Origin of the sequence: Streptomyces sp. NBC_00005 (assembly GCF_045160215.1) — a bacterium.
In the GTDB taxonomy this organism is placed as follows: domain Bacteria; phylum Actinomycetota; class Actinomycetes; order Streptomycetales; family Streptomycetaceae; genus Streptomyces.
On the sequence record NZ_CP108316.1, the window covers coordinates 3590027 to 3614010 of the forward strand.

A 23984-nucleotide genomic window follows, 5' to 3' on the forward strand; every position below is an offset into this window, starting at 1 on the left:
TGCTGCCCATGACGCAGAAGACGAACGCACACGACCTCAGCCACCTCACCGTCCTGGTCTCCGGCGCGAGCATCGCCGGCCCCGCACTCGCCCTGAACCTCGCCCGCCTCGGCGCCCGGGTCACCGTCGTCGAGAAGGCCGCCGAACTGCGCGGCGGCGGCTTCGCGGTCGACTTCCGCGGCCACGTCCACCGCTCGGTTCTCACCGCGATGGGCATCTGGGACGAGATCCACGCCCGCCAGACCCACATGGGCCGCCAGGCCGTCGTCGATGCCGACGGCACCCCGCGCGTGGACCTGCCCGCCGAAATGATGAGCGGTGACGTGGAGATCTTCCGCGGCGACCTCGCGCAGATCATGTACGAGCGGACGAAGGATTCCGTCGAGTACGTCTTCGGCGATTCGATCACGTCCCTCACGGACACCTCCCAGGGAATGGACGTCACCTTCGAGCGGGGCGCGCCCCGCCGCTTCGACCTCGTCGTCGGCGCGGACGGACTCCACTCCAACACCCGCCGGCTCGCCTTCGGCGACGAGTCCCGGTACCTGCGCTTCTTCGACCACTACGTGGCCGGCTTCGACATCCCCAACCACCTGGGCCTGGACCGCACCGGCCGCGTCTACAGCGAGCCCGGCCGCGCGGTAGCCATCGGCAACTACGACGGTGACCCGGAGCGCGCGGGCGCCCTGCTGGTCTTCCGGTCCGAGCAGCTGACGTACGACCGCCGGAACGTCACGGCGCAGAAGCAGATCCTCATGGACCGTTTCGCCGGGATGGGCTGGGAGGCCCCGACCGTTCTCAAGGCCCTGGAGCAGGCCGACGACCTGTACTTCGACGCGATCGCCCAGATCCACGTCGACCGCCTCACCAAGGGGCGCGTGGCGCTGCTCGGCGACGCCGGGTACGGGGCGACCATGGGGGGCATGGGCACCGGCGTGGCGATCGTCGGCGCCTATGTGCTCGCCGGTGAACTCGCCCTCGCCGGCGGCGACTTCGGCACCGCCTTCGCCGAGTACGAGACGCGCATCCGGGACTTCGCCAAGGGCTGCCAGAAGATCTCGGGCAACGCGGGCCCGTTCTTCGCCCCGCCGACCGAGCGCCGCATCCGCAGCCGGGATCGCATGTACCGGGTCCTCAGCTCCCGCCCCCTGGCCCGCTTCTTCAAGAAGCTGACCGAGAAGGCGGCGACCGACATCAAGCTCCGCGACTACCCTGCCTGAGCGCCCAGGCATGGTCCACGGGCCCGATCCCCCCGCCCAGTGCGAACCCGGCCGCGATCGCCCCGGTGACGTACTCCTTGGCCGCCGCCACCGCCCGTGGCACGGACTGACCCTTCGCGAGCTGCGACGCGATCGCCGAAGCGAGGGTGCAGCCCGTGCCGTGCGTGTGCCGGTTGTCGTGCCGGGGGGCGCGCAGCCAGTGTTCCTCGGAGCCGTCGGTGAGCAGGTCGACCGCTTCACCGGGCAGATGACCGCCCTTGATGAGCACCCACCGCGGCCCGTACGACAGCACGGCCGCGGCCGCCTCGGGCAGCTGCGCCTCCGACTCGACCCGTACGCCGGTGAGTTGGGCCACCTCGTCGAGGTTCGGGGTCGCGACGGTCGCCACGGGCAGCAGCTTCGTGCGCATCGAGTCCAGCGCGGAGGCCGCCAGCAACGAGTCCCCGTGCTTCGAGACCCCCACCGGGTCCACGACCGCCGGCACGTCCGTCCCACCGATCAACTCGGCGACGGCCTCGACGAGTTCGGCCGAGGCCAGCATCCCGGTCTTCACCGCCTGTACGCCGATGTCGTCGACGACGCTGCGGTACTGGGCCCGCACCGCCTCCACCGGCAGCTCCCAGGCACCCTGCACACCAAGGGAGTTCTGCGCGGTGACGGCCGTGACGACGCTCATGCCGTGCACGCCGAGCGCGAGCATCGTCTTCAAGTCGGCCTGGATTCCGGCTCCTCCGCCGGAATCGGAGCCCGCGACCGTCAGAACCCCGGGCTTCACGACTCGATGTCCCCGAAGTGGTCCCAGCCGCCCTTGCTGGTCCACGGCGCCCCGTCCACGGTCACCTGGGGCAGCGCCGAGGGGTTGAGCACCTCGCCGATGACCTTCCAGCGGGCCGGCAGCTTCACGTCCGGCGGGAAGGTCGCCACGATCGCGTGGTCCTCTCCCCCGGTGAGCACCCACTGCATGGGGTCGACGCCGACGGCCTGCCCGATGTCGTTCATCTGGGACGGGATGTCGATCGCGCCGGAACGGATGTCGATGCGGACCTTGCTGGCCTCGGCGATGTGCCCGAGGTCGGCGATCAGCCCGTCGCTGACGTCGCACATCGCGGTCGCACCGAGCGCCGCGGCCGCCGGGCCCGCGTGGTACGGCGGTTCGGGGCGCCGGTGCGCCTCCACGAACGCCCGCGGCGAGCGGAATCCGCGGGACAGCACCGCGTAACCGGCGGCGGACCAGCCCAGCCAGCCGGTGACCGCGACGACGTCGCCGGACTGGGCGCCGCCCCGCGTGATCGGCTCCTGGTTGCGCAGGTCGCCGAGCGCGGTGATCGACACCATGATCGTGTCGCCTCGTACGACATCCCCGCCGACCACGGAGGCGCCCGCCACCTGGCACTCGTCGCGCAGCCCGTCCATCAGCTCGCTCGGCCAGGTGACCGGGAGTTCGCCGGGCACGACCAGGCCGAGCAGCAGCGCGGTCGGTACGGCGCCCATGGCGGCGATGTCCGCGAGGTTCTGCGCGGCGGCCTTGCGCCCCACGTCGTATGCGGTGGACCAGTCCCGGCGGAAGTGCCGCCCCTCCAGGAGGATGTCGGTGCTGGCCACGACCCGTCGGTCGGGCGCGGCCACCACCGCGGCGTCGTCGCCGGGGCCGACCCGGACCGCCGGGGTGGTGGTGAGACGGGAGGTGAGCTCCCTGATGAGCCCGAACTCCCCGAGCTCACCAACAGTGCCCTTCATTGCCCTTGCTCCACTTCTGTCCCTTGCCGTGCCCAGTCGCGCGTCATCAGTGTCCTCGATACGGTCGAGGTGGCCGTCAACTTCCGTCATGCCCGCACCTCGGCGCGGAGGTCGCGGGCTCCGCAGGTCTCCCCGCGGCGAGCGGCGACGCGATACCGTGGCGTTCCTTTTCCCCACATGATCCTCGTGGCCGCCCTGGAGGTTCCGTGGTACAGGCGTACATCCTGATCCAGACGGAGGTCGGCAAAGCGTCGACCGTCGCCGAGACGATCAGCAAGATTCCTGGAGTCATCCAGGCCGAGGACGTGACAGGACCTTATGACGTGATCGTGCGGGCCCAGGCCGACACCGTGGACGACCTCGGCCGCATGGTGGTCGCGAAGGTCCAGCAAGTGGACGGCATCACCCGCACCCTGACCTGCCCCGTCGTCCATCTGTAGCCCCCGTCTACCCTTGGCCGGTGAACTCCTTCCGTCACCGGCACCGCACTGTCTTCGGGCTGCCCGCTCTCGCCGCCGTGCTGATCACGGCCACGGGCTGCTCCTCAGCAGACGACAGCGCCCGGGCTGTGGTTCCAGGCCCGGGCGCGAAGGTCACCAAGCTGTGCCACAACCTGGACAAGGTGCTGCCGTCCAAGGTGGACGGCCTAAACCGCCAGGATCCCGAGCCCGCCTCCGCGTTGACCGCGGGCTGGGGCGACCCGGCGATAATACTGCGCTGCGGTGTCGAGCGGCCCTCGAAGATGACCGACCCGGAGGCCGACGGGGTCGAGGTCGACGGCGTCGGCTGGCTGCTGGAGAAGCGGGACGACGGTTCGTTCCGCTTCACCACGACACTGCGCAAGGCGTACGTCGAAGTGAGCATTCCGAAGGACCGCACGGGAGACGGCATGGCCCCGCTCGTCGATCTGGCCCCTGCCGTCAAGAAGGCGATCCCCGAAGGGATCGCCGACTAGCTCAGCGAAGTCCCGTCGACCTGCGCAGCGCCGCCTGCACCAGCAGGTCCACCAGTTCCGGATAGCTGATGCCGCTCGCCTGCCACATCTGCGGGTACATCGAGATCGGTGTCATGCCGGGCATCGTGTTGATCTCGTTGATCACGAACTCGCCGTCCTCGGTGAGGAAGAAGTCCGCGCGCACCAGGCCCTCGCAGGACGCGGCCTCGAAGGCCTCCACCGCGAGCCGCTGCACCTCGGCGGTCTCGGCCGGCGTCAGCGGCGCGGGCACGATCCCCGGGGTCGAGTCGATGTACTTCGCCTCGAAGTCGTAGTACGCATGCGCGTCCGGCGGCGGGATCTCCGAGGGCACGCTCGCCCGCGGACCGTCCTCGAACTCCAGCACCCCGCACTCGATCTCGCGGCCGCGCAGCGCCGCCTCCACGATGATCTTCGGGTCGTGCCGCTGGGCCTCGGCGATCGCCTCGCCGAGCCCGGACAGGTCGTCGACCTTGGTGATGCCGATCGACGAACCCGCACGCGCGGGCTTCACGAAGAGCGGCCAGCCGTGCTCGCCGGCGAAGTCGACGATCTTCTTGCGGGCGGCCGACTCGTCCTGCTGCCACTCGCGCGGCCGGATCACCACGTACGGGCCGACCTTGAGCCCGAAGGAGGTGAACACCCGCTTCATGTACTCCTTGTCCTGGCCGACGGCCGAGGCGAGCACGCCCGCGCCCACGTACGGGACGCCGGAGAGCTCCAGGAGGCCCTGCAGAGTGCCGTCCTCGCCGTAGGGGCCGTGCAGGACGGGGAAGACGACGTCGACCTCACCGAGCGCCTTGGGCACCGATCCGGGCTCGCTGACGACGACTTCGCGGTTGCCGGGGTCGAGGGGGAGCACCACGCCGCCCTCGCCCGACTCGGCCACGTCCTCGACCTCGGGCGTACGGCGGTCGGTGATCGCCATGCGTTCGGGCTCGTCGACGGTGAGGGCCCAGCGGCCTTCCCGCGTGATGCCGATCGGCAGGACGTCGTACTTGGTCCGGTCGATGGCCCGCAGGACGGCGCCGGCGGTGACCACGGAGATCCCGTGTTCGGAGCTGCGCCCGCCGAACACGACGGCCACGCGCGGCTTGCGAGGCGGCTGCTCAGGGCTCTGGGGGAGGTTCTCGGTGCTCATATCGCGTTGAGGGTACCCGGTGGTAGGGCCGTGATACAGCGCGCCTCGACCGGGGTCGCTCAGCGTCGTTCGGGCTTCGCGCTGCGCGACATCAGCTCCTTCACCGCGACCACGGGGGACTTGCCCTCGTGCACGATCGCGACGACCGTCTCGGTGATCGGCATGTCGACGCCGTGCCTGCGGGCCAGATCCAGCACGGACTCACAGGACTTGACGCCCTCGGCGGTCTGCTTGGTGACCGCGATGGTCTCCTGCAGGGTCATGCCCTTGCCGAGGTTGGTGCCGAAGGTGTGGTTGCGCGACAGCGGCGAGGAGCAGGTCGCCACCAGGTCGCCCAGGCCCGCGAGTCCGGAGAAGGTCAGCGGGTCGGCGCCCAGCGCGACCCCGAGCCGGGTGGTCTCGGCGAGCCCGCGCGTGATGAGCGAGCCCTTGGCGTTGTCGCCGAGGCCCATGCCGTCCGCGATGCCGACGGCGAGCCCGATGACGTTCTTCACGGCACCGCCCAGCTCGCACCCGACCACGTCCGTGTTCGTGTACGGCCGGAAGTACGGCGTGTGGCAGGCCGCCTGGAGCCGCTGGGCGACCGCCTCGTCGGTGCACGCGACCACGGCGGCGGCAGGCATGCGGGCGGCGATCTCGCGCGCGAGGTTGGGTCCGGTGACCACGGCGATGCGATCGGCACCCACCTTGGCGACGTCCTCGATCACCTCGCTCATCCGCATGGCGGAGCCCAGTTCGACGCCCTTCATCAGGGAGACGAGGATCGTGTCGGGCGCGAGCAGCGGCGCCCATTCGGCGAGATTGCCGCGCAACGTCTGCGAGGGGATGGCGAGGACGACGAAGTCGGCGCCGTGCGCGGCCTCGGCGGCGTCCGTCGTCGCCCGTACGCTGTCCGGGAGTTCGACACCGGGAAGGTAGTCGGGGTTGGTACGCGTGGAGTTGACGGCTTCCGCGAGTTCGCCGCGCCGCCCCCACAGAGTGACCTCGCACCCCGCGTCGGCGAGCACCATGGCGAACGCCGTGCCCCACGAACCGGTGCCGAACACGGCTGCCTTGACGGGCTTGCTCACGTACTCTGCCCCTCTTCCTGCTCGGCCTGCTCCGGAACATGCGTCTGTGTCTGCGTCCTGCGCCGCTGCTCGATCCGCTCACGGCGCGGGTCGTACGGCGTCGTGGGCGCCTTCTCGCCGCGGATCTCCTCCAGCTGGCGGGTGATGGCGGCCATGATGACCTCGGTCGCCTCCTTCAGGAGGTCCGGGGTCAGCTCCTTCTCGTAGAAGCGCGAGAGGTCGACGGGCGGGCCGGCGAGCACGTGATGGGTCTTGCGCGGGCGGAGGTTGGGCCTCTTCGCGTACGGCGGGAGCAGTTCGTTGGCCCCCCACTGGGCGACCGGAATCACCGGGCACTTGGTCGTCAGTGCGACCCGCGCGGCACCCGTCTTGCCGATCATGGGCCACTGGTCGGGATCCCGGGTGATGGTGCCCTCCGGGTAGAACGCGACGCACTCACCGCGCTCCACGGCGTTGATCGCGGCCCGGAAGGCGCTGAGCGCGTCCGTGGTCTCGCGGTAGACGGGGATCTGTCCGGTGCCGCGCATGGCGGCGCCGACGAATCCCTTCTTGAAAAGGCCGCTCTTCGCCAGGAATCGCGGAACCCGCCCGGTGTTGTACTGATAGTGCGCGTACGCGAAGGGGTCCACGTGAGAATTATGGTTCACCGCGGTGATAAATCCGCCCTCGGCCGGAATGTGCTCCATTCCGCGCCAGTCCCGCTTGATCAGAACCACCAGTGGCGGTTTGCAGAGGACCGCTGCGAAGCGGTACCAGAAGCCGATTCTGCGGCGGGGCACGCGGACACCTTCCTCTAGGGCCTTGGGGGGCCGCACAAGTGTCGCCCCAGGCCGCCGGTCTGTCGAGAACACCGTACGCCCCGACGCCGCGACCGCCAGATGGCACAGGTGACGGCTGAGTGACAATGGCCGCGACAAGAGAGGGACGGAACACCGGTGCAGTGGACCTTGGTCATACCCCTGAAACCTCTGGCGCGGGCCAAGAGCAGGCTCTCGGACACCGCCGCCGACGGGCTGCGCCCGGGCCTCGCCCTCGCCTTCGCCCAGGACACCGTGGCGGCGGCGCTGGCCTGCCCGGCGGTCAGGGATGTGGCGGTCGTCACGGACGACGCCCTGGCCGGCCGTGAGCTGGCCGCGCTGGGCGCCCGGATCGTCGCGGACGAGCCCGGGGGCGGCCTCAACGCGGCCCTGGCGCACGGCGCGGCCGCGGTACGCACCGCACGCCCCGAAAGTCCCGTTGCGGCCCTGAACGCCGATCTTCCGGCACTACGTCCCCTGGAATTGCGCCGGGTCCTGGACGCGGCCGCGGAATTCCCCCGCGCTTTTCTCGCCGATGCGGCCGCAATCGGCACGACCTTGCTGGCCGCAACTCCCTCCCATGAATTGTTCCCCGCATTCGGCCCCGATTCCCGCGCCCGCCACCGAGCATCGGGAGCCATGGAACTGTCCCTCGACGCGGTGGATTCCGTACGCCAGGACGTGGACACCGGCAACGACCTGCGCGCGGCGCTGGCGCTCGGGGTGGGGCCGCGGACGGCGGCGATGGCGACGCGGCTGCTGATCGCGGGACTTTAGCGCCCCGAAAGGGGCGCGGGGCGGTATCGATGTGCGGCTCCGCCGTGTGGGCGCGACCGGCCACGACGCACCTGCGGCCGGCGAACGGCCCGCAGCCCGATGGCGAGTCGCCGGAAGCACTACGCTGACCGACATGCATGCGACCGCATACACGTACGACGCCGAAACCCGCAGCGGCAGCGTGCTGCTCGACGACGGCACCCCCGTCCCCTTCGACGCCGACGCGTTCGACGCGGGCGGGCTGAGGCTGCTGCGCCCCGGCCAGCGGGTGCGCATCGAGGTCGAGGGCGCCAAGGACAGCCCCCGCATCACGCTCGTGACGCTGCAGACCCTCTGAACGACGCTCGGGGCCCGGCCCCGAACACGCCGCGGGCCGGACTCCACGGGGAGTCCGGCCCGGCGCGTGAGTGCCCCTGTGCCCTTACCTCTTGCGGGCCGTGGCCTTCTTGGCGGTGGTGGTCTTGCGAGCCGTCGACTTCTTGGCGGGAGCCTTCTTGGCCGTCGCCTTCTTCGCCGGGGCCTTCTTGGCGGTCGCCTTCTTGGCCGCGGTGGTCTTGGCGGCGCCCGTGGCCTTCTTGGCCGTCGTCTTCTTCGCGGTCGCCTTCTTGGCGGTGGCCGTGGTCTTCTTGGCCGTCGTCTTCCTCGCCGTGGTCTTCTTCGCGGCGGCGGTCGCCTTCTTGGCGGTGGTCTTCTTCGCCGCGGCCTTCTTGACGGTCGCGGAAGCCCCGCCGGTCAGGCTGCCCTTGGGCGCCTTCTTGACGGCGACCTCGCCGCCGCGCGGCAGCTTCTTCGAGCCGCTCACCAGGTCCTTGAAGCCCTGGCCCGCGCGGAAGCGCGGAACGGAGGTCTTCTTGACCCGAACCCGCTCGCCCGTCTGGGGGTTGCGGGCGTAGCGGGCCGGGCGGTCGACCTTCTCGAACGAACCGAAGCCGGTGACCGAGACCCGGTCCCCCGCGACGGTCGCGCGGACGATGGCGTCCAGGACCGCGTCGACAGCCTCGGCGGCCTGCTGACGGCCACCGACCTTGTCGGCAATCGCTTCTACGAGCTGCGCCTTGTTCACGTCTTCCCCTTCGGAGACATTGCCAGAACGAAAGTGTTCAAGCTTTTTCGCACGTTAGGCAGATATATACCGCAAATCAAACACGAAACGGGCTAATCACCCGTGCGCCGCAACGAACTCGGCTGCCCCGGACGTGTTCAACGGTCCTCTTCGGGGAATCGACCCTCGTCGAGGTCCGCGGTGAACGCCTCCAGACGCCTTGCCGCGTCGGCGAGATCGTGCTTGGCCGCGGCCGTAATGACCAGCAGCTTCCGGGTCAGCGCCATCCGTACGCCCTCCGGGACTTGCAGTGCGCGCACCCTTGTGTGCGCTTCCTTCAGTTGGCCCGCGACTGCCGCATAGAGCTTGAGTTGGCCGTCGTGTTCCATGCACAGATTGTGCCATCTGGGGCGAGTTGTCGCCTGCGGGGGTCGCAACTGATGCCTCAAACGGCCTTCCGGGCCTGTCCGGAAGTCGCTCCTACAGGGCTCGGCTACCCCCACAACAACCGTCGTAACGTGGGAAGTTGGCGAAAACCGCGAGGGCCGTCGGGGCAGTTCGGGCGCAGACACAGCTGTACCCCCGATCGGGCTGATCGGGGGTACAGAGGAGGTGTTCCGGTGGCCGAATCCCGTCAGGTTCCGGCCCTTGGCGTCGACCTGGGTCAGACGTTCAGCGTCCGCGGCTTGTACGAGGGGCGCTTGGCCTCGTACGCGGAGATGTCGGCTTCGTTCTGGAGGGTGATGGAGATGTCGTCCAGCCCGTTCAGCAGCCGCCAGCGGGAGTTCTCGTCCAGCTCGAAGGAGGCGGTGATGCCCTCGGCGCGCACCTCGCGGGCCTCGAGGTCGACGGTGATCTCGGCCTGCGGGTCCCGCTCACTGAGGTCCTGCAGCGCGTCCACGATCTTCTGCTCGATGACCACCGTGAGCAGGCCGTTCTTCAGCGAGTTGCCGCGGAAGATGTCGGCGAAGCGGGAGGAGATCACGGTCTTGAAGCCATAGTTCTGCAGCGCCCACACGGCGTGCTCACGGGAGGAGCCGGTGCCGAAGTCGGGGCCGGCGACCAGGACCGTGGCGCCCTGCCGCTCCGGGCGGTTGAGGATGAAGTTCTCGTCCTTGCGCCAGGCCTCGAACAGCCCGTCCTCGAACCCGTCCCGCGTGACCTTCTTGAGCCAGTGAGCAGGGATGATCTGGTCGGTGTCGACGTTGCTGCGACGCAGCGGAACGGCCCGGCCGGTGTGCGTGGTGAATGCTTCCATGACTCTCAGACTCCAGCGGGCGTACGGGTCTCGGCGTCGGACAGGTCGGCCGGGGAGGCCAGGTGGCCCAGGACCGCCGTCGCGGCGGCGACCTGCGGCGACACCAGGTGCGTACGGCCGCCCTTGCCCTGCCTGCCCTCGAAGTTGCGGTTGGAGGTGGACGCGGAGCGCTCACCCGGGGCCAGCTGGTCCGGGTTCATGCCCAGACACATCGAGCAGCCCGCGTGCCGCCATTCGGCGCCGGCCTCCTTGAAGACGATGTCCAGGCCCTCGGAAACGGCCTGCAGACCCACCCGCGCCGAGCCCGGGACAACCAGCATCCGTACGCCGTCGGCGACTTTGCGGCCCTCGACGATCGCGGCCGCGGCACGCAGGTCCTCGATACGGCCGTTGGTGCACGAGCCTACGAAGACGGTGTCCACGTTGATGGAGCGCAGCGGCTGGCCGGCCTCCAACCCCATGTATTCCAGGGCCTTTTCGGCGGCGAGGCGCTCCGAAGCGTCTTCGTACGAAGCAGGGTCGGGGACGTCGGCCGAAAGCGGCGCGCCCTGACCGGGGTTGGTGCCCCAGGTGACGAACGGCGCCAGCGACGCGGCGTCGATGACGACCTCGGCATCGAACTCGGCGCCCTCGTCCGACTTCAGCGTCTTCCAGTACGCGACGGCGGCGTCCCAGTCCTCGCCCTCGGGGGCGTGGGCGCGACCCTTGATGTACGCGAAGGTGGTCTCGTCGGGGGCGATCATGCCCGCGCGGGCACCGGCCTCGATCGACATGTTGCAGATGGTCATCCGGGCCTCCATCGAGAGCTTCTCGATGGCGGAGCCGCGGTACTCCAGGATGTAGCCCTGGCCGCCGCCCGTGCCGATCTTGGCGATGATCGCCAGGATCAGGTCCTTGGCGGTGACGCCGTCCGGGAGTTCGCCGTCGACCGTGATGGCCATGGTCTTGGGGCGGGCCAGCGGCAGCGTCTGGGTGGCGAGCACGTGCTCGACCTGGGAGGTGCCGATGCCGAACGCCAGCGCGCCGAACGCGCCGTGCGTGGAGGTGTGGGAGTCACCGCACACCACCGTCGTACCGGGCTGGGTCAGACCCAGCTGCGGGCCGACGACGTGCACGACGCCCTGCTCGACATCGCCGAGCGAATGCAGGCGCACACCGAACTCGGCGGCGTTCTTCCGCAGCGTCTCCAGCTGGACCCGGGAGACCGGGTCCGCGATCGGCTTGTCGATGTCGAGGGTCGGGGTGTTGTGGTCCTCGGTCGCGATGGTGAGGTCTAGACGGCGCACCGGGCGACCGCTCTTGCGCAGACCGTCGAAGGCCTGCGGGCTGGTCACCTCGTGCAGGAGGTGCAGATCGATGAAGAGGAGGTCGGGCTCGCCCTCGGCGCGCCGGACGACGTGGTCGTCCCAGACCTTCTCCGCGAGTGTCCTACCCATCGCTTTCCCTCCGGCCGGCAAAGGTGCGCCGGCCCAACTAGAGATCTTGTGGAGGCGACGCCCACGGCCCCTGTTCCCGGGCAGCCGCCGCCAGGCCCGTTGATCCGCGGGCCGCTGTGCCTACAAGGGTTGCGCGTCTCACGAGAAAAGGAACTTGCGTTTCACAGAGTGAGACGCGAGTATCGTTTCATGGACAACAGTAGCGGCGTCGGCGTCCTGGACAAGGCAGCCCTTGTCCTGAGCGCCCTGGAGTCCGGTCCGGCCACCCTCGCAGGCTTGGTCGCTGCCACCGGACTCGCACGACCCACGGCCCACCGTCTGGCCGTGGCTTTGGAACACCACCGTATGGTGGCGCGCGACATGCAGGGCCGCTTCATTCTCGGCCCCCGCCTTGCCGAGTTGGCCGCGGCCGCCGGTGAGGACCGCCTCCTCGCGACGGCGGGCCCGGTGCTCACGCATCTCCGTGACATCACCGGCGAGAGCGCCCAGCTCTACCGCCGCCAGGGCGACATGCGCATCTGCGTCGCCGCCGCGGAGCGCCTGTCCGGACTGCGGGACACGGTCCCGGTCGGCTCGACGCTCACGATGAAGGCCGGCTCCTCCGCGCAGATCCTGATGGCCTGGGAGGAGCCGGAGCGTCTGCACCGGGGTCTGCAGGGCGCCCGCTTCACGGCCACCGCACTCTCGGGCGTACGCCGCCGCGGCTGGGCCCAGTCCATCGGCGAGCGGGAGCCGGGCGTCGCCTCCGTCTCCGCGCCCGTGCGCGGCCCCTCCAACCGCGTGGTGGCCGCGGTGTCGGTCTCCGGTCCCATCGAGCGCCTCACGCGCCACCCGGGCCGTATGCACGCCCAGGCGGTCATCGACGCCGCCGCCCGCCTCTCCGAGGCACTGCGCCGCACGGGCTGACCCCGGGAGCCTTCGGGTACGTCAACGGGGAGGGCCCGCCTCAACGCCGCGGCAGACCCTCCCCGCTCCCCCGAACCCCCCTGTCATCCGGCTTCCTCGGCCGCCTCCCGCTCAGCGGCCCCCGACCGGTACGCGAACCGGTCCTTGGCATAGCGCCCCCGCCGCTCCAGCGGCACCTGGCCGTGCGCCCCCGCGAGCCCGAACGCGGGCATGTCGAAGTAGATCGACTCGTACGACCCCTCGGGCACCACGTAGGTCTCGTGCCACAGCCCCACGTGCCCGCGTGCCTTCCCCGCCCGCTCCGTGCGGTTGAAGATTCCCCACGCCCTGTGGTGGAGCATCTCGGGCGAGTGCGCGTACGCGTAAAGCTTCTCCTTGGACTCCCAGTACTGGACGACGTAGTACGTCCGCGGCGAAGCGGTCAGCATCACGTGCCCCAGCAGCCCCCGGTCACGGTCCCGCGCAAGCTCCCCCAGCATGCGGAACATTGCCAACATGACCGGCAGCCACTGGTGCACCGCCCAGAAGTGATTGACCCGCATCCCGATCAGCAGAACGACCACATCGCCCTCGGCATCCGCGGTCGTACGGCCCGACACCGGCTTCGCGAACATCACGGCCCCTGCCTCCCTGGTCGGATAGCGGCACTATCCTTCTGGTCGATGCTTGGATAGTGACACTCCCCAAGGAAAGGCGCAAGACATGCGGCTGGCCGAACTCAGCGAGCGCAGTGGGGTGTCCACCGCGACGATCAAGTACTACCTGCGCGAAGGGCTGTTGGCGCCCGGCCGGCAGATCAACGCGACCACCTCCGAGTACGACGAGGAGCATCTGCGCCGGCTGCGGCTGGTGCGCGCGATGATCCAGGTCGGCCGCATTCCGGTGGCGACGGTCCGGGAGGTGCTCGGGCATGTCGACGACGACTCGCTGGGCCGTGCGATCCGGCTCGGCGCCGCCATGTGGGCACTGCCGCAGGTGCCGGAGCCGGACGAGGAGGACGAGTACGTCCAGGCCGCGCACCAGGAGGTCGCCGCGCTCCTCGACCGGCTCGGCTGGGAGAACGCCAAGCGGCTCGCGACCATCTCCCCCGCATACCGCTCACTGGTGGTGTCGGTGGCCGCGTTCCGCCGGCTCGGCTACGACTGGGGAGCCGAACTGATGGCGCCGTACGCCGAGTTGATGCACCGGACGGCCGTCCTCGACCTGGACAACATGGAGACGCACCCCTCGGAGGAGGAGCGGATCGAGTTCGCGATCCTGGGGGCGATCATCAACGAGCCGATCCTGCAGTCGCTGCACCGGCTGGCCCAGGAAGAGGAGACAACACGGCGGTACGGCTTCGAGTAGCCGGCGCCGGACACGACGAAGGCCCCCCACCGAAGTGGAGGGCCTTCACTGTGCGTACCCCCGACCGGATTCGAACCGGCGCTACCGCCTTGAGAGGGCGGCGTGCTAGGCCGCTACACAACGGGGGCGAGGATCTTGCGTTGCCGCAGATCCGAGCTGGTCTACCTGGACTCGAACCAAGAATGACGGTACCAGAAACCGTAGTGTTGCCAATTACACCATAGACCAATGTGGTTAAACCTGTGCGTACCCCCGACCGGATTCGAACCGGCGCTACCGCCTTGAGAGGGCGGCGTGCTAGGCCGCTACACAACGGGGGCCCTAGCGATCCTGCATCGAAGTCAGTGGGAGCTACCCGAGCTGTCCTCGCGGGAAGGATCTGTACCCCCGACCGGATTCGAACCGGCGCTACTGCCTTGAGAGGGCAGCGTGCTAGGCCGCTACACAACGGGGGCTTCGCGGAGTTGATCTCCGCCTTTGCAGATGAGCTCTGCGAGCTGGCCTACCTGGACTCGAACCAAGACTAACTGAACCAGAATCAGTCGTGCTGCCAATTACACCATAGGCCACTGGAACGCAAACCCCTGTGGGGATCTTGTTCTAGTTTGCTCCTCCGGTTTCCGGCCTTTCGGCCCGCTCCCCGGCGGCGCAGGAAGAACATTACCTGAAGGTGGACGGGGCTCCAAAACGGGTATCGGCGCCGAGGATCGCGGGGAGTTCGGCGAGGGAGGCGATCCGGTGGGGGCCCGTGGGGGCGTCGGCACCGGTGTGCGCGCCGCGGTCGATCCAGACCGACAGCAGTCCGGCGTCGGCTGCTCCGCGCCCGTCGATCTCCGGATGGTCGCCGACGTACGCCACTTGGTGCGGGGCGAGTTCCAGTGCCTCGCAGGCCGCGAGGAAGGCGCCGGCCTCGGGCTTGGAGACGCCGAGTTCCGCGGCGCACAGGATGGCCTCGAAGCGGTGGTGCACCCCGAGCAGGCGCAACTTGTGGTCCTGGACGTGGATGCTGGAGTTGGACAGGACGGCGTGGCGGTGGCTGGCCGCGAGGGCGTCCAGGGCGGGCAGGACGTCCGGGAAGAGCGCCCAGGCGGCCTCGTAGTGCGTCCTGTACTGCCGGAACCACGCGTCGGCCTCGTCGTCGGTCAGCTGCTCGCCCAGGAACACCCGTACGCGGTCGCGCCGCTGGCCCTCGAAGGTCACCTCTCCCGCCGAGAAGCGCGCCCACTGCTGGTCGGTGATCGCCCGCCAACGCGCGATGGCCTGCTCCACGGTGTCGTACCCGTCGAGCAGGCCTTCGGCGGCGAGATGGCCGCGCATGCCCACGCGGTCCGCGGTGGTGTAGTCGAAGAGGGTGTCGTCGACGTCCCAGACCACGGCGTGAATGCTCATGATCCGACGGTAGGTGTCAGGCCGTGAGCTTCGCCAGTGCCGCGTCGATGCGGGCGAGCGTCTTCTCCTTGCCCAGGATCTCCAGGGACTCGAAGAGGGGCAGGCCGACCGTGCGGCCGGTGACGGCGACGCGGACCGGGGCCTGGGCCTTGCCGAGCTTGAGGCCGTGGGCCTCGCCGGCGGCCAGGACGGCCTCCTTGAGGGACTCGGGGGACGTCCAGTCCGCCGACTCCAGCTTCTCGCGGGCCGTACGGAGCAGGGCGTCCGAGCCCTCCTTCATCGCCTTCTGCCAGCTCGCCTCGTCCTCGACCGGCTCCTGCAGGAACAGGAAGTCGACGTTGTCCGTGATCTCCGAGAGGACCTTCAGGCGGGTCTGGGCGTGCGGGGCGACCGCCTGCCACTTGGCCTCGTCGAAGTCCTCCGGGGACCAGGGGGCGAACGGGGCCCGCAGCCACGGGGCGCAGCGCTCCGTGAAGTCCTTCACATCGAGGAGGCGGATGTGGTCGGCGTTGATCGCCTCGCACTTCTTGAGGTCGAAGCGGGCCGGGTTGGGGTTCACGTCCGCGATGTCGAAGGCCGCCACCATCTCGTCGATGGTGAAGATGTCCTGGTCCGCGGAGAGCGACCAGCCAAGCAGCGAGAGGTAGTTGAGCAGGCCCTCGGGGAGGAAGCCGCGCTCGCGGTAGAGGTTGAGCGAGGACTGGGGGTCGCGCTTCGAGAGCTTCTTGTTGCCCTCGCCCATCACGTACGGCAGGTGGCCGAAGGCCGGGATCTGCTTCGCGATGCCCAGCTCGATCAGCGCCTTGTACAGGGCGATCTGGCGCGGGGTGGAGGAGAGCAGGTCCTCGCCGCGCAGGACGTGGGTGATCTCCATCAGGGCGTCGTCGACGGGGTTCACGAGCGTGTACAGGGGCGCCCCGTTCGCTCGTACGATCCCGTAGTCCGGGACGTTCTCCGGCGTGAACGTCAGCTCGCCGCGGACCAGGTCCGTGAAGGTGATCGTCTCGTCGGGCATGCGGAAGCGGACGATCGGGGTGCGGCCCTCGGCCTTGTACTCCTCGACCTGCTGCGCGCTCAGGTCGCGGCAGTGGCCGTCGTAGCCGGACGGCTTGCCGGCGGCGCGGGCGGCCTCGCGACGGGTGTCCAGCTCCTCCTGGGAGCAGTAGCAGTGGTACGCGTGGCCGGCGTCCAGGAGCTTGTGCGCGACGTCCTTGTAGAGGTCCATGCGCTGCGACTGGCGGTACGGCGCGTGCGGGCCGCCGACCTCGGGGCCCTCGTTCCAGTCGAAGCCCAGCCAGCGCATCGCGTCTAGCAGCTGGTTGTACGACTCCTCGGAGTCGCGGGCCGCGTCGGTGTCCTCGATGCGGAAGACCAGCGTGCCCTGGTGGTGCCGGGCGAACGCCCAGTTGAACAGGGCGGTGCGCACCAGGCCCACATGGGGGTTGCCGGTGGGGGACGGACAGAAACGGACGCGAACGGGGGAGCCGGGTGCGCTAGCCACGCTTGACAACCTTGTTGGTGAGAGTGCCGATGCCTTCGATGGTGACGGCGACCTCGTCGCCGACGGTGAGCGGCCCGACGCCTGCCGGGGTGCCCGTGAGGATCACGTCGCCGGGGAGCAGCGTCATGGCCTCGGAGATGTTGGCGATCAGATCCTCGATCGGGTGGATCATCTCGCTGGTGCGGCCGAGCTGGCGTTGTTCGCCGTTGACCGTGAGCTGGATGGTCAGATCGGACGCGGTCTCCAGGTCCAGGTCCGTCTCCACCCAGGGGCCCAGCGGGCAGGACGTGTCGAAGCCCTTGGCCCGCGCCCACTGCTTCTCGCGCTTCTGGACGTCACGTGCGGTGACGTCGTTGGCGCAGGTGTAGCCGAGGATGACGTCCTTGACGCGCTCGCGCGGGACCTCGCGGCACATGCGGCCGATGACCACGGCCAGTTCGGCCTCGTGGTGCAGTTCCTCCGAGAACGAGGGGTACTGGATGTCGTCGCCGGGGCCGATCACCGAGGTGGACGGCTTGAAGAAGGCGAACGGGGCGTCGGGCACCTCGTTGCCGAGTTCGCGCGCGTGCTCCGCGTAGTTGCGGCCGAAGGCCACGACCTTGTTGGGGAGCACCGGCGGCAGCAGCCGCACCTTGCTCAGGGGGACCTTCGTACCGGAGAGCTCGAAGTCCGCGAACGGGATGCCCTTGATGATGTCGAGGACGAGCTCGTCCGGCTTGTCGCCCTCGACCGCGCCGAAGGCGACGTTCCCGTCGATGGAGAATCTGGCGATGCGCACGGGATCCTGGCGCCCCTCACTGAGCCGGCTGGAGTCTGACGCTCCAGGCTAACGCGGGGACGGGTCTGCGCTTCGCGCATTTGTCGCGGCCGGGGCGGCCGGGGCGGCCGCCCTGAGTGATCTTCGGCCGGTGCGCGTACTACTCCGCGACGGAGGCCGTGACGGGGGCCTCGTCGAGGATGGTGCGCCGGGGGTTGGCCGTCTGGGCGGGAAGGTCGACCGAGTGCTCCAACTGCTCCAGGGTCTGCAGTGCGTCGGCGTCCTCGAGGTGGGCCAACGTCGTGCGCCGCGGGTTGGCTATGTTGTGGAACATCATCGTCGTCTTCACGGTTGTACTCGACCTCGTCGGTGCAGGCGCCGGCTCGGGTCCAAGGGCCCCTCGCGCGGGCGCGGTTGTCAAAGTGTTACGTCTTGTAAAGCGTCAGGCTAAACATGCAATTCCCCGCCGAAGACGTGAAGACCCCATGATCAGCATGTGAGTTTGCTCACGAACCTGTGGGCAAAACGGTCAATCCAGACCGACAACTCACCCCTACGAAACGGACATTGACCCCCTGAAGCCATCATTCCGCTCCTGATCATGGCGACTGGGACACCGCTTGCCCCCGAGGGACTCGCGGGCATAAGTCCGTTATGGACGAGATAACTTTCTACGTCCGGTAACCCGGCACTCACGTGCTGTCACGTAGGTCACGGCATCGTCCTCGGCCCTTGTTGGAGATCCTGCACTGTGCTGGAATTCCACGGACCGCCGCAGGATCGAGCCGGCGCACAGGGGGCGCAACGAGCGCCGCGTGACGGCGAGAAGGGGGAGCCAGCGCCGGTTACTCACGACCACTAGGGGGCGCATTCAGGGCGCTCCCTAAAACGCCGACACCGTGTCTTTCCGTTCACGCGGAGAGGCGCCTGGTCCAGAGGTTGCGACGCTAGTGCAGGGACGTTTCAAGAGGGATGGCAGTGCTTCGGCGGAGCCGGAGCCGCACGGCGGGACTGGCCCCAATGCCGGCAGTTCCTCGCCCCAGCACGCCCAGAACCCGGGCCCGGCGCCGTCGGGCGACGGCGGAGGGCCCCCCGGCGCCACTGCCCCGCCGGTCAAGCCGTCCAAGGGCCCGAGCGGTCCGGGATCGCGCGTAGCCCTGCGCAACTGGCGTATCTCCACGCGCCTGGTGTCGCTGCTCGCGCTCCCCGTGGTGGCGGCCACCTCGCTGGGCGCACTGCGCATCAGCGACAACATGGACGACATCCAGCAGCTCGACAACATGAAGCTGCTGACGGACATGACCAAGCAGGCCACCGAGCTGGCCGCCGCGCTCCAGGAGGAGCGCGACCAGTCCGCCGGCCCGCTGGCGCACGGCTCCAAGGCGAGCGACTACACGGTCAAGGGCTACCGCGACAAGACGGACCGGGCCGAGCAGAACTTCAAGGACGCCGCCGAAGAGATCGACGTCTCCGGCAAGGACCACAACCTCCAGGGCGTCCGCGAGAGCCTGGTCAGCGTCGTCAGCGACCTGGGCACGCTGGAGAAGGTCCGCGCCAGCGCCTACGAGGCCAAGGGCAACTCGACCCAGACCGTCGAGTCCTACCACCGCCTCATCACGCACCTGCTGGACCTCTCGCAGGACATGGCCGAGGCCACCAGCAACCCCGAGATGATCCAGCGCACGCGCTCCCTGGCCGCCTTCTCCTCCGCCAAGGAGTACGCGTCCGTACAGCGCGCGGTCCTCGCGGCGGCACTGCCCGCGAACAACACCGCGGTCGGCAAGCTCTCGGAGAACGACCGGCTGTACGCCCAGTCGGCGCTGCAGAGCCAGGGCTCGGAGCTGCGCAGCTTCAAGAGCATCTACGGCAACGACAGCGCGGCCGCCCTCCTCAAGCCCATCGAGGAGAACAACGCGACCATCAAGGCCACGGACACCTACGCGAGCCGTGCCCTGGCCAGCACGGACGGTCTGGACGACCTGCAGAAGCGGTCGTACCAGGACTGGGTGGACGACAGCTCGACCAAGATCGAGCAGATGAAGAAGATCGAGCACACGCTGCTCGAGGACATGGAGCAGAAGGCCCGCGCGCTGCGCGCCGAGTCCGAGCGCGAAGCGATCATCTCCGGTGCGCTGATCCTGCTCGTGCTGGGTGTCTCCCTCGTCGGCGCCTTCGTCGTCGCCCGGTCCATGATCCGCTCGCTGCGCCGCCTGCAGGAGACCGCCACCAAGGTCGCCCAGGACCGGCTGCCCGAGCTGGTCAAGCAGCTGTCCGAGTCGGACCCGCAGGACGTCGACACCTCCGTCGAGTCGGTCGGTGTGCACTCCAAGGACGAGATCGGCCAGGTGGCCGCGGCCTTCGACGACGTGCACCGCGAGGCGGTCCGCCTCGCCGCCGAGCAGGCCCTGCTGCGGGGCAACGTCAACGCGATGTTCACCAACCTCTCGCGCCGCTCCCAGGGTCTGATCCAGCGCCAGCTGTCGCTGATCTCCGAACTGGAGTCCCGCGAGGCCGACCCCGACCAGCTCTCCTCGCTGTTCAAGCTCGACCACCTCGCGACGCGTATGCGCCGTAACGGTGAGAACCTCCTCGTCCTCGCCGGTGAGGAGCCCGGCCGCCGCTGGACCCGTCCGGTCCCGCTGGTCGACGTGCTCCGCGCCGCCGCCTCCGAGGTGGAGCAGTACGAGCGCATCGAACTGGCCGCCGTGCCGACGACCGAGGTCGCCGGCCGCGTGGTCAACGACCTCGTGCACCTCCTCGCCGAGCTGCTCGAGAACGCCACCTCCTTCTCCTCGCCGCAGACCAAGGTCAAGGTCACCGGTCACGCGCTGCCCGACGGCCGCGTCCTGATCGAGATCCACGACACCGGTATCGGCCTCTCCCCCGAGGACCTCGCGGCGATCAACGAGCGGCTCGCCTCGCCGCCCACCGTGGACGTCTCGGTCTCCCGCCGCATGGGTCTGTTCGTGGTCGGCCGGCTGTCGCAGCGCCACGGCATCCGCATCCAGCTGCGCCCGTCCGACTCCGGTGGTACGACCGCGCTGGTCATGCTCCCCGTCGATGTCGCCCAGGGCGGCAAGAAGCCGCAGGGCAAGCCCGGTCAGGGCGCCGGCGGTGCCGGTGGTCCGGCCGCCGCGCAGGCCGCCGCCGGTGTGGCCGCTGCACGGCGCCAGGCCGGTGCCGGCGCTCCGGGCGGTGGCGCCCTCGGCGCAGGTGCTCCGGGTGGCGGTGCTCTCGGTGCCGGTGCGTCCGCCGGTGGCGGTCTGCTCGGTGCCGGTCAGGGGCCTCGGGCCGCGCTGCCGGGTGCCGGTGCGCCGGGCGGTGGCCGTCCGGGTGCGCCGGGCGGACCGCGTGGACCGCAGTCTCCGGCAGCCCCGCCGCAGGGCCGGCCGACTCCCGCGGGTGCGGGCGCCGGGTTCGGTCAGGCGCCGGGTGCTCCGCAGGGTCTGCAGGCCGCAGGCACGGGTCAGGACAGCTTCGGCGGCGCTCGTGGCGCCGTACCTCCGCAGTCCCCGAACGCCGGCAACGGCAGCGAGAAGGGCACCGGTCGGCGTGGCCGTCAGCCGCAGCTGCCGGGCCGTGGTGGTCCGCGGGCCGAACTGCCCGGCGGCAACCAGCAGTCCTCCCGCCCGAGCTGGAGCGACGAGAACGCGCAGCCGCCGGTGCCGCGTGCCTCGCTCGACACCCCGCGCGGCCATGACGAGACCTCCCGGATGCCGCGCATCGACGACCGTCAGGGCCCGGGCTCGACGTCGGAGATGCCGGCGATCCCGCGGACCGACGACCGCCAGGGCGCCGGCTCCACCTCCGAGTTCGGCCGCCCCGACTTCGGCGCCCCGGCGCCGGGCAACCCGCAGCACACGGGCCAGTTCGCCCGTCCCGGCACGGACTCGCCGCAGAACACCGGCCAGTTCGGCCGCCAGGACTTCGGCGCGCAGCAGCAGCCGGGCGCGAACGGTTCGCAGAACACGGGCCAGTTCGTCCGCTCCGACGTCTTCGGCGCTCCGAGCGGCCAGGGCGGGCAGAGCAACACGAACAACCCGAACAACCCCGCCAACACGGGCCAGTTCGCCAGTCCGCAGGCGTACGACGGCAGCTCCACGGGCCAGTTCGCGACTACGGGCTACGACAGCGGCTCCACCGGGCAGCACTCCCTGCCGGGCCGGCAGAACCCCGCCAACCCGGGCAACACAGGGCAGTTCGAGCGCCCGCAGCAGACCAACGGCAACAACCACGGCGACTTCGGTGCTCCGCGGCCGCCGGTCCCGCCGCGTCCGCAGCAGCGGCCCGCCCGTCAGGAGCCCGAGGCACTGCCGCCGGCGTCCGGCCCGGGCGACGGTCGCACACCGCTGTACGACACGCTGGAGACCAACTGGTTCCACGGCACGCAGCAGGGTGGTCAGCAGAGCAACGGCTCCGCCCCGGCCCCGCAGCAGTCGCAGGCACCGCAGGCTCCCGCCCCGGCCGCTCCCGCGGCTCCCCAGACCGCCGCCGCTTCCCAGCGGCCCGTCACCTCTTCGTGGCGCAGCTCGCCGAACGACGACCTCGTCCGGCAGGCAGAACGTGTCCGGCAGCCCGCGGCGGGCGGCGTCACCACCTCCGGCCTGCCGCGCCGGGTGCCCCGGGCGAACCTCGTCCCGGGGACGGCTCAGCAGCAACAGCACCAAGCAGGTCCGGCTGTCTCGCGTGCGCCTGACGACGTACGCGGCCGCCTGACCAATCTCCGTCGGGGCATCGCGCAGGGTCGCCAGGCCGGTACCGGCCAGACCGGCAGTTTCCCGAGCCCCACTCACCAGCAGGAGCATTAGTTGAGCCAGATGAGCCAGGCGGCACAGAACCTCAACTGGTTGATCACCAACTTCGTGGACAACACCCCCGGTGTGTCCCACACCGTCGTCGTGTCTGCCGACGGTCTTCTTCTGGCGATGTCGGAAGGCTTCCCGCGTGACCGCGCCGACCAGCTGGCGGCCGTCGCGTCCGGGCTCACCTCGCTGACGGCCGGGGCCTCCCGGATCTTCGAGGGCGGCACCGTGGCGCAGACGGTCGTCGAGATGGAGCGGGGTTTTCTCTTCCTCATGTCCGTCTCGGACGGCTCGTCCCTGGCCGTGCTCGCGCACCCCGAGTGCGACATCGGCCTGGTGGGCTACGAGATGGCGCTGCTGGTCGACCGGGCGGGCGCGGTGCTCACGCCGGACCTGCGCGCCGAACTGCAAGGCAGTCTGCTCCACTGATCCCCACCGGCACCACCCGTCTCACCAAATCACCGTCCGGCCGCCACAATCCCCCCACCGGCCCTGTCAGACGGCACGACTGACCGACTTGCTGTCCCGCCCGGAGGATTCATGACCCCGCCCACCGCCTCTCATGATCCGTACGCGGAGCCGTACGAGGATGAGGGCGACCAGCCGCTGGTACGTCCGTACGCGATGACCGGCGGCCGGACCCGGCCGCGCTATCAGCTCGCCATCGAGGCGCTGATCAGCACCACGGCCGACCCGGCAGCACTCATGGGACTGCTCCCGGAGCACCAGCGCATCTGCCACCTGTGCCGTGAGGTCAAGTCGGTCGCGGAGGTGTCGGCGCTCCTGGCCATGCCGCTGGGCGTGGCCCGGATCCTTGTCGCGGACCTGGCCGAGGCCGGTCTCGTCGCCATTCACCAGCCGGGCGGCGACGAGACGACCGGTGCGCCGGACGTGACACTGCTCGAAAGGGTGCTCAGTGGACTTCGCAAGCTCTGAACCGAGCCGGGCCACCACCTCCGCGAAGATCGTGGTGGCGGGTGGCTTCGGCGTGGGCAAGACCACGTTCGTCGGGGCCGTCTCGGAGATCAACCCGCTGCGCACCGAGGCCGTCATGACGTCCGCGAGCGCGGGTATCGACGACCTCACGCACACCGGGGGCAAGACGACCACGACGGTCGCCATGGACTTCGGCCGCATCACCCTGGACCAGGACCTGATCCTGTACCTGTTCGGTACGCCCGGCCAGGACCGCTTCTGGTTCATGTGGGACGACCTGGTGCGCGGCGCCATCGGCGCGATCGTGCTCGTGGACACCCGCCGTCTCGCCGACTGCTTCCCCGCGGTCGACTACTTCGAGAACTCGGGTCTGCCGTTCGTCGTCGCGCTGAACGGCTTCGAGGGGCACCAGCCGTACGCTCCCGAGGAAGTGCGCGAGGCCTTGCAGATCGGCCCGGACACCCCGATCATCACGACAGACGCCCGTCACCGCTCCGATGCCAAGAGTGCGCTGATCACACTGGTCGAGCACGCACTCATGGCACGGCTGCGCTAGCACCAAATCGGCCGTGCCATACGGCAGTTGTCGTAGATACACCGGAGCCGGCTGTGTCCTTTGACACGGTCGGCCCCGGTGTTCATAACGTTTCGGCAGAGGAATCGAGTGGTACCGCCACGCGTCGCGGTCAACCGGTCTCGCTGCGCTCACAATGGCCCCGCCTTTTGGCGGGGCTCGCTCTTTATGACCGATTTATCTGGGGCTTACATCACTCGGAATCCTGCCCTCCCGCTGTTTGGAAGTGCGCAGGCCGTCGTGCTGGAATGCCTGAACTGCCCAATAGTCAAAGACGTACTCAGTAGTACTGCGTACTCAATGTCGTACTGGGCTCTGAGA

General features: G+C 69.6%; 25 protein-coding genes and 5 tRNA genes. 11 read left to right on the top strand and 19 right to left on the bottom strand.

All coding sequences use genetic code 11. The features are described 5' to 3' along the window. Positions 1-8 precede the first annotated feature (8 nt). The gene (locus OG303_RS16385; protein WP_405869125.1) at positions 9-1220 is read left to right on the top strand and encodes an FAD-dependent monooxygenase; all 1212 of its coding nucleotides are present in this window, start codon (positions 9-11) and stop codon (positions 1218-1220) included. Here the strand turns inward: OG303_RS16385 and thiD are convergent. Together thiD and OG303_RS16395 are read right to left on the bottom strand one after the other, a co-directional pair. Next, positions 1195-1995 (bottom strand): bifunctional hydroxymethylpyrimidine kinase/phosphomethylpyrimidine kinase, encoded by an 801-nt coding sequence (thiD, locus tag OG303_RS16390; protein WP_405869126.1) that lies wholly within the window; start codon positions 1993-1995, stop codon positions 1195-1197. The two genes, OG303_RS16385 and thiD, sit on opposite strands and share 26 nt — an antisense overlap. Beyond that, positions 1992-2957, bottom strand: coding sequence for a thiamine-phosphate kinase (locus OG303_RS16395; RefSeq protein WP_405869127.1), 966 nt, complete (start codon positions 2955-2957; stop codon positions 1992-1994). Before OG303_RS16395 ends, thiD begins: the two co-directional genes overlap by 4 nt. Before the next feature lie 206 nt (positions 2958-3163). Here OG303_RS16395 and OG303_RS16400 point away from each other — a divergent pair, with 206 nt between their 5' ends. Together OG303_RS16400 and OG303_RS16405 are read left to right on the top strand one after the other, a co-directional pair. Next, complete coding sequence (locus OG303_RS16400; RefSeq protein ID WP_003997603.1) at positions 3164-3397, top strand: Lrp/AsnC family transcriptional regulator; 234 nt, start codon at positions 3164-3166, stop codon at positions 3395-3397. 20 nt (positions 3398-3417) lie between these two features. Next, complete coding sequence (locus OG303_RS16405) at positions 3418-3912, top strand: DUF3515 domain-containing protein (protein ID WP_405869128.1); 495 nt, start codon at positions 3418-3420, stop codon at positions 3910-3912. 1 nt (position 3913) lies between these two features. Here OG303_RS16405 and OG303_RS16410 read toward each other — a convergent pair whose 3' ends face one another. The 3 genes from OG303_RS16410 to OG303_RS16420 are packed head-to-tail and all read right to left on the bottom strand — an operon-like array spanning position 3914 to position 6920. Beyond that, positions 3914-5071: a D-alanine--D-alanine ligase family protein gene (locus OG303_RS16410; protein ID WP_405869129.1), complete on the bottom strand. Its 1158-nt coding sequence runs from the start codon at positions 5069-5071 to the stop codon at positions 3914-3916. Between the two features lie 59 nt (positions 5072-5130). Then, positions 5131-6141, bottom strand: coding sequence for an NAD(P)H-dependent glycerol-3-phosphate dehydrogenase (locus OG303_RS16415; RefSeq protein ID WP_405869130.1), 1011 nt, complete (start codon positions 6139-6141; stop codon positions 5131-5133). After that, positions 6138-6920, bottom strand: coding sequence for a lysophospholipid acyltransferase family protein (locus OG303_RS16420; RefSeq protein ID WP_405869131.1), 783 nt, complete (start codon positions 6918-6920; stop codon positions 6138-6140). The genes OG303_RS16415 and OG303_RS16420 overlap by 4 nt, the downstream gene beginning before the upstream one ends. Before the next feature lie 156 nt (positions 6921-7076). Between OG303_RS16420 and cofC the strand changes: the two genes are divergently transcribed. Next, entirely contained in the window at positions 7077-7715 is a 639-nt protein-coding gene (gene cofC / locus OG303_RS16425) for a 2-phospho-L-lactate guanylyltransferase (protein WP_405869132.1), read from the top strand. Positions 7716-7848: 133 nt separating this feature from the next. Further along, positions 7849-8052 carry a hypothetical protein gene (locus OG303_RS16430; RefSeq protein ID WP_405869133.1) on the top strand — a complete coding sequence of 68 codons (204 nt, stop codon included), beginning with the start codon at positions 7849-7851 and terminating at the stop codon, positions 8050-8052. Positions 8053-8136: 84 nt separating this feature from the next. Here OG303_RS16430 and OG303_RS16435 read toward each other — a convergent pair whose 3' ends face one another. The 4 genes from OG303_RS16435 to leuC form a co-directional block, all read right to left on the bottom strand. After that, entirely contained in the window at positions 8137-8778 is a 642-nt protein-coding gene (locus OG303_RS16435) for an HU family DNA-binding protein (RefSeq protein ID WP_405869134.1), read from the bottom strand. A 137-nt stretch (positions 8779-8915) separates the two neighbouring features. Further along, entirely contained in the window at positions 8916-9146 is a 231-nt protein-coding gene (locus OG303_RS16440) for a hypothetical protein (RefSeq protein ID WP_405869135.1), read from the bottom strand. A gap of 275 nt (positions 9147-9421) precedes the next feature. Beyond that, positions 9422-10015 carry a 3-isopropylmalate dehydratase small subunit gene (leuD, locus tag OG303_RS16445; RefSeq protein ID WP_405869136.1) on the bottom strand — a complete coding sequence of 198 codons (594 nt, stop codon included), beginning with the start codon at positions 10013-10015 and terminating at the stop codon, positions 9422-9424. A gap of 5 nt (positions 10016-10020) precedes the next feature. Then, complete coding sequence (leuC, locus tag OG303_RS16450) at positions 10021-11451, bottom strand: 3-isopropylmalate dehydratase large subunit (protein ID WP_405869137.1); 1431 nt, start codon at positions 11449-11451, stop codon at positions 10021-10023. 189 nt (positions 11452-11640) lie between these two features. Here leuC and ndgR point away from each other — a divergent pair, with 189 nt between their 5' ends. Continuing rightward, positions 11641-12357 (top strand): IclR family transcriptional regulator NdgR, encoded by a 717-nt coding sequence (gene ndgR, locus OG303_RS16455; protein ID WP_007384919.1) that lies wholly within the window; start codon positions 11641-11643, stop codon positions 12355-12357. A gap of 83 nt (positions 12358-12440) precedes the next feature. On the opposite strand, the gene OG303_RS16460 is transcribed toward ndgR, so the two are convergent. Then, complete coding sequence (locus OG303_RS16460) at positions 12441-12971, bottom strand: DUF4188 domain-containing protein (RefSeq protein ID WP_405869138.1); 531 nt, start codon at positions 12969-12971, stop codon at positions 12441-12443. 88 nt (positions 12972-13059) lie between these two features. On the opposite strand from OG303_RS16460, the gene OG303_RS16465 reads away from it, so the two are divergent. Next, positions 13060-13704: a MerR family transcriptional regulator gene (locus OG303_RS16465; RefSeq protein ID WP_405869139.1), complete on the top strand. Its 645-nt coding sequence runs from the start codon at positions 13060-13062 to the stop codon at positions 13702-13704. Between the two features lie 55 nt (positions 13705-13759). Here OG303_RS16465 and OG303_RS16470 read toward each other — a convergent pair. The 9 genes from OG303_RS16470 to OG303_RS16510 form a co-directional block, all read right to left on the bottom strand. Beyond that, a tRNA-Glu gene (locus OG303_RS16470) sits at positions 13760-13832 on the bottom strand. A gap of 28 nt (positions 13833-13860) precedes the next feature. Beyond that, positions 13861-13932: transfer RNA gene (locus OG303_RS16475), tRNA-Gln, on the bottom strand. Positions 13933-13951: 19 nt separating this feature from the next. Next, positions 13952-14024: transfer RNA gene (locus OG303_RS16480), tRNA-Glu, on the bottom strand. Between the two features lie 62 nt (positions 14025-14086). After that, positions 14087-14159: transfer RNA gene (locus tag OG303_RS16485), tRNA-Glu, on the bottom strand. A 42-nt stretch (positions 14160-14201) separates the two neighbouring features. Next, positions 14202-14273, bottom strand: a tRNA-Gln gene (locus OG303_RS16490). Positions 14274-14364: 91 nt separating this feature from the next. Further along, entirely contained in the window at positions 14365-15093 is a 729-nt protein-coding gene (locus OG303_RS16495) for an HAD family hydrolase (protein ID WP_405869140.1), read from the bottom strand. A gap of 16 nt (positions 15094-15109) precedes the next feature. After that, on the bottom strand, positions 15110-16594 hold the full coding sequence (gene gltX, locus OG303_RS16500; protein ID WP_405869141.1) for a glutamate--tRNA ligase: 1485 nt from the start codon (positions 16592-16594) through the stop codon (positions 15110-15112). Next, positions 16587-17372: a fumarylacetoacetate hydrolase family protein gene (locus tag OG303_RS16505; protein WP_405869142.1), complete on the bottom strand. Its 786-nt coding sequence runs from the start codon at positions 17370-17372 to the stop codon at positions 16587-16589. Before OG303_RS16505 ends, gltX begins: the two co-directional genes overlap by 8 nt. Positions 17373-17511: 139 nt before the next feature. Beyond that, positions 17512-17700 (bottom strand): hypothetical protein, encoded by a 189-nt coding sequence (locus tag OG303_RS16510; RefSeq protein WP_405869143.1) that lies wholly within the window; start codon positions 17698-17700, stop codon positions 17512-17514. A 601-nt stretch (positions 17701-18301) separates the two neighbouring features. Here OG303_RS16510 and OG303_RS16515 point away from each other — a divergent pair. The 4 genes from OG303_RS16515 (at position 18302) to OG303_RS16530 (ending at position 23645) form a co-directional block, all read left to right on the top strand. Further along, entirely contained in the window at positions 18302-22159 is a 3858-nt protein-coding gene (locus OG303_RS16515) for a nitrate- and nitrite sensing domain-containing protein (RefSeq protein WP_405869144.1), read from the top strand. Positions 22160-22168: 9 nt separating this feature from the next. Further along, on the top strand, positions 22169-22582 hold the full coding sequence (locus OG303_RS16520; RefSeq protein WP_023546525.1) for a roadblock/LC7 domain-containing protein: 414 nt from the start codon (positions 22169-22171) through the stop codon (positions 22580-22582). 111 nt (positions 22583-22693) lie between these two features. After that, complete coding sequence (locus tag OG303_RS16525) at positions 22694-23089, top strand: DUF742 domain-containing protein (protein WP_016432454.1); 396 nt, start codon at positions 22694-22696, stop codon at positions 23087-23089. Continuing rightward, complete coding sequence (locus tag OG303_RS16530) at positions 23070-23645, top strand: GTP-binding protein (RefSeq protein WP_405869145.1); 576 nt, start codon at positions 23070-23072, stop codon at positions 23643-23645. The genes OG303_RS16525 and OG303_RS16530 overlap by 20 nt, the downstream gene beginning before the upstream one ends. Positions 23646-23984 lie beyond the last annotated feature (339 nt).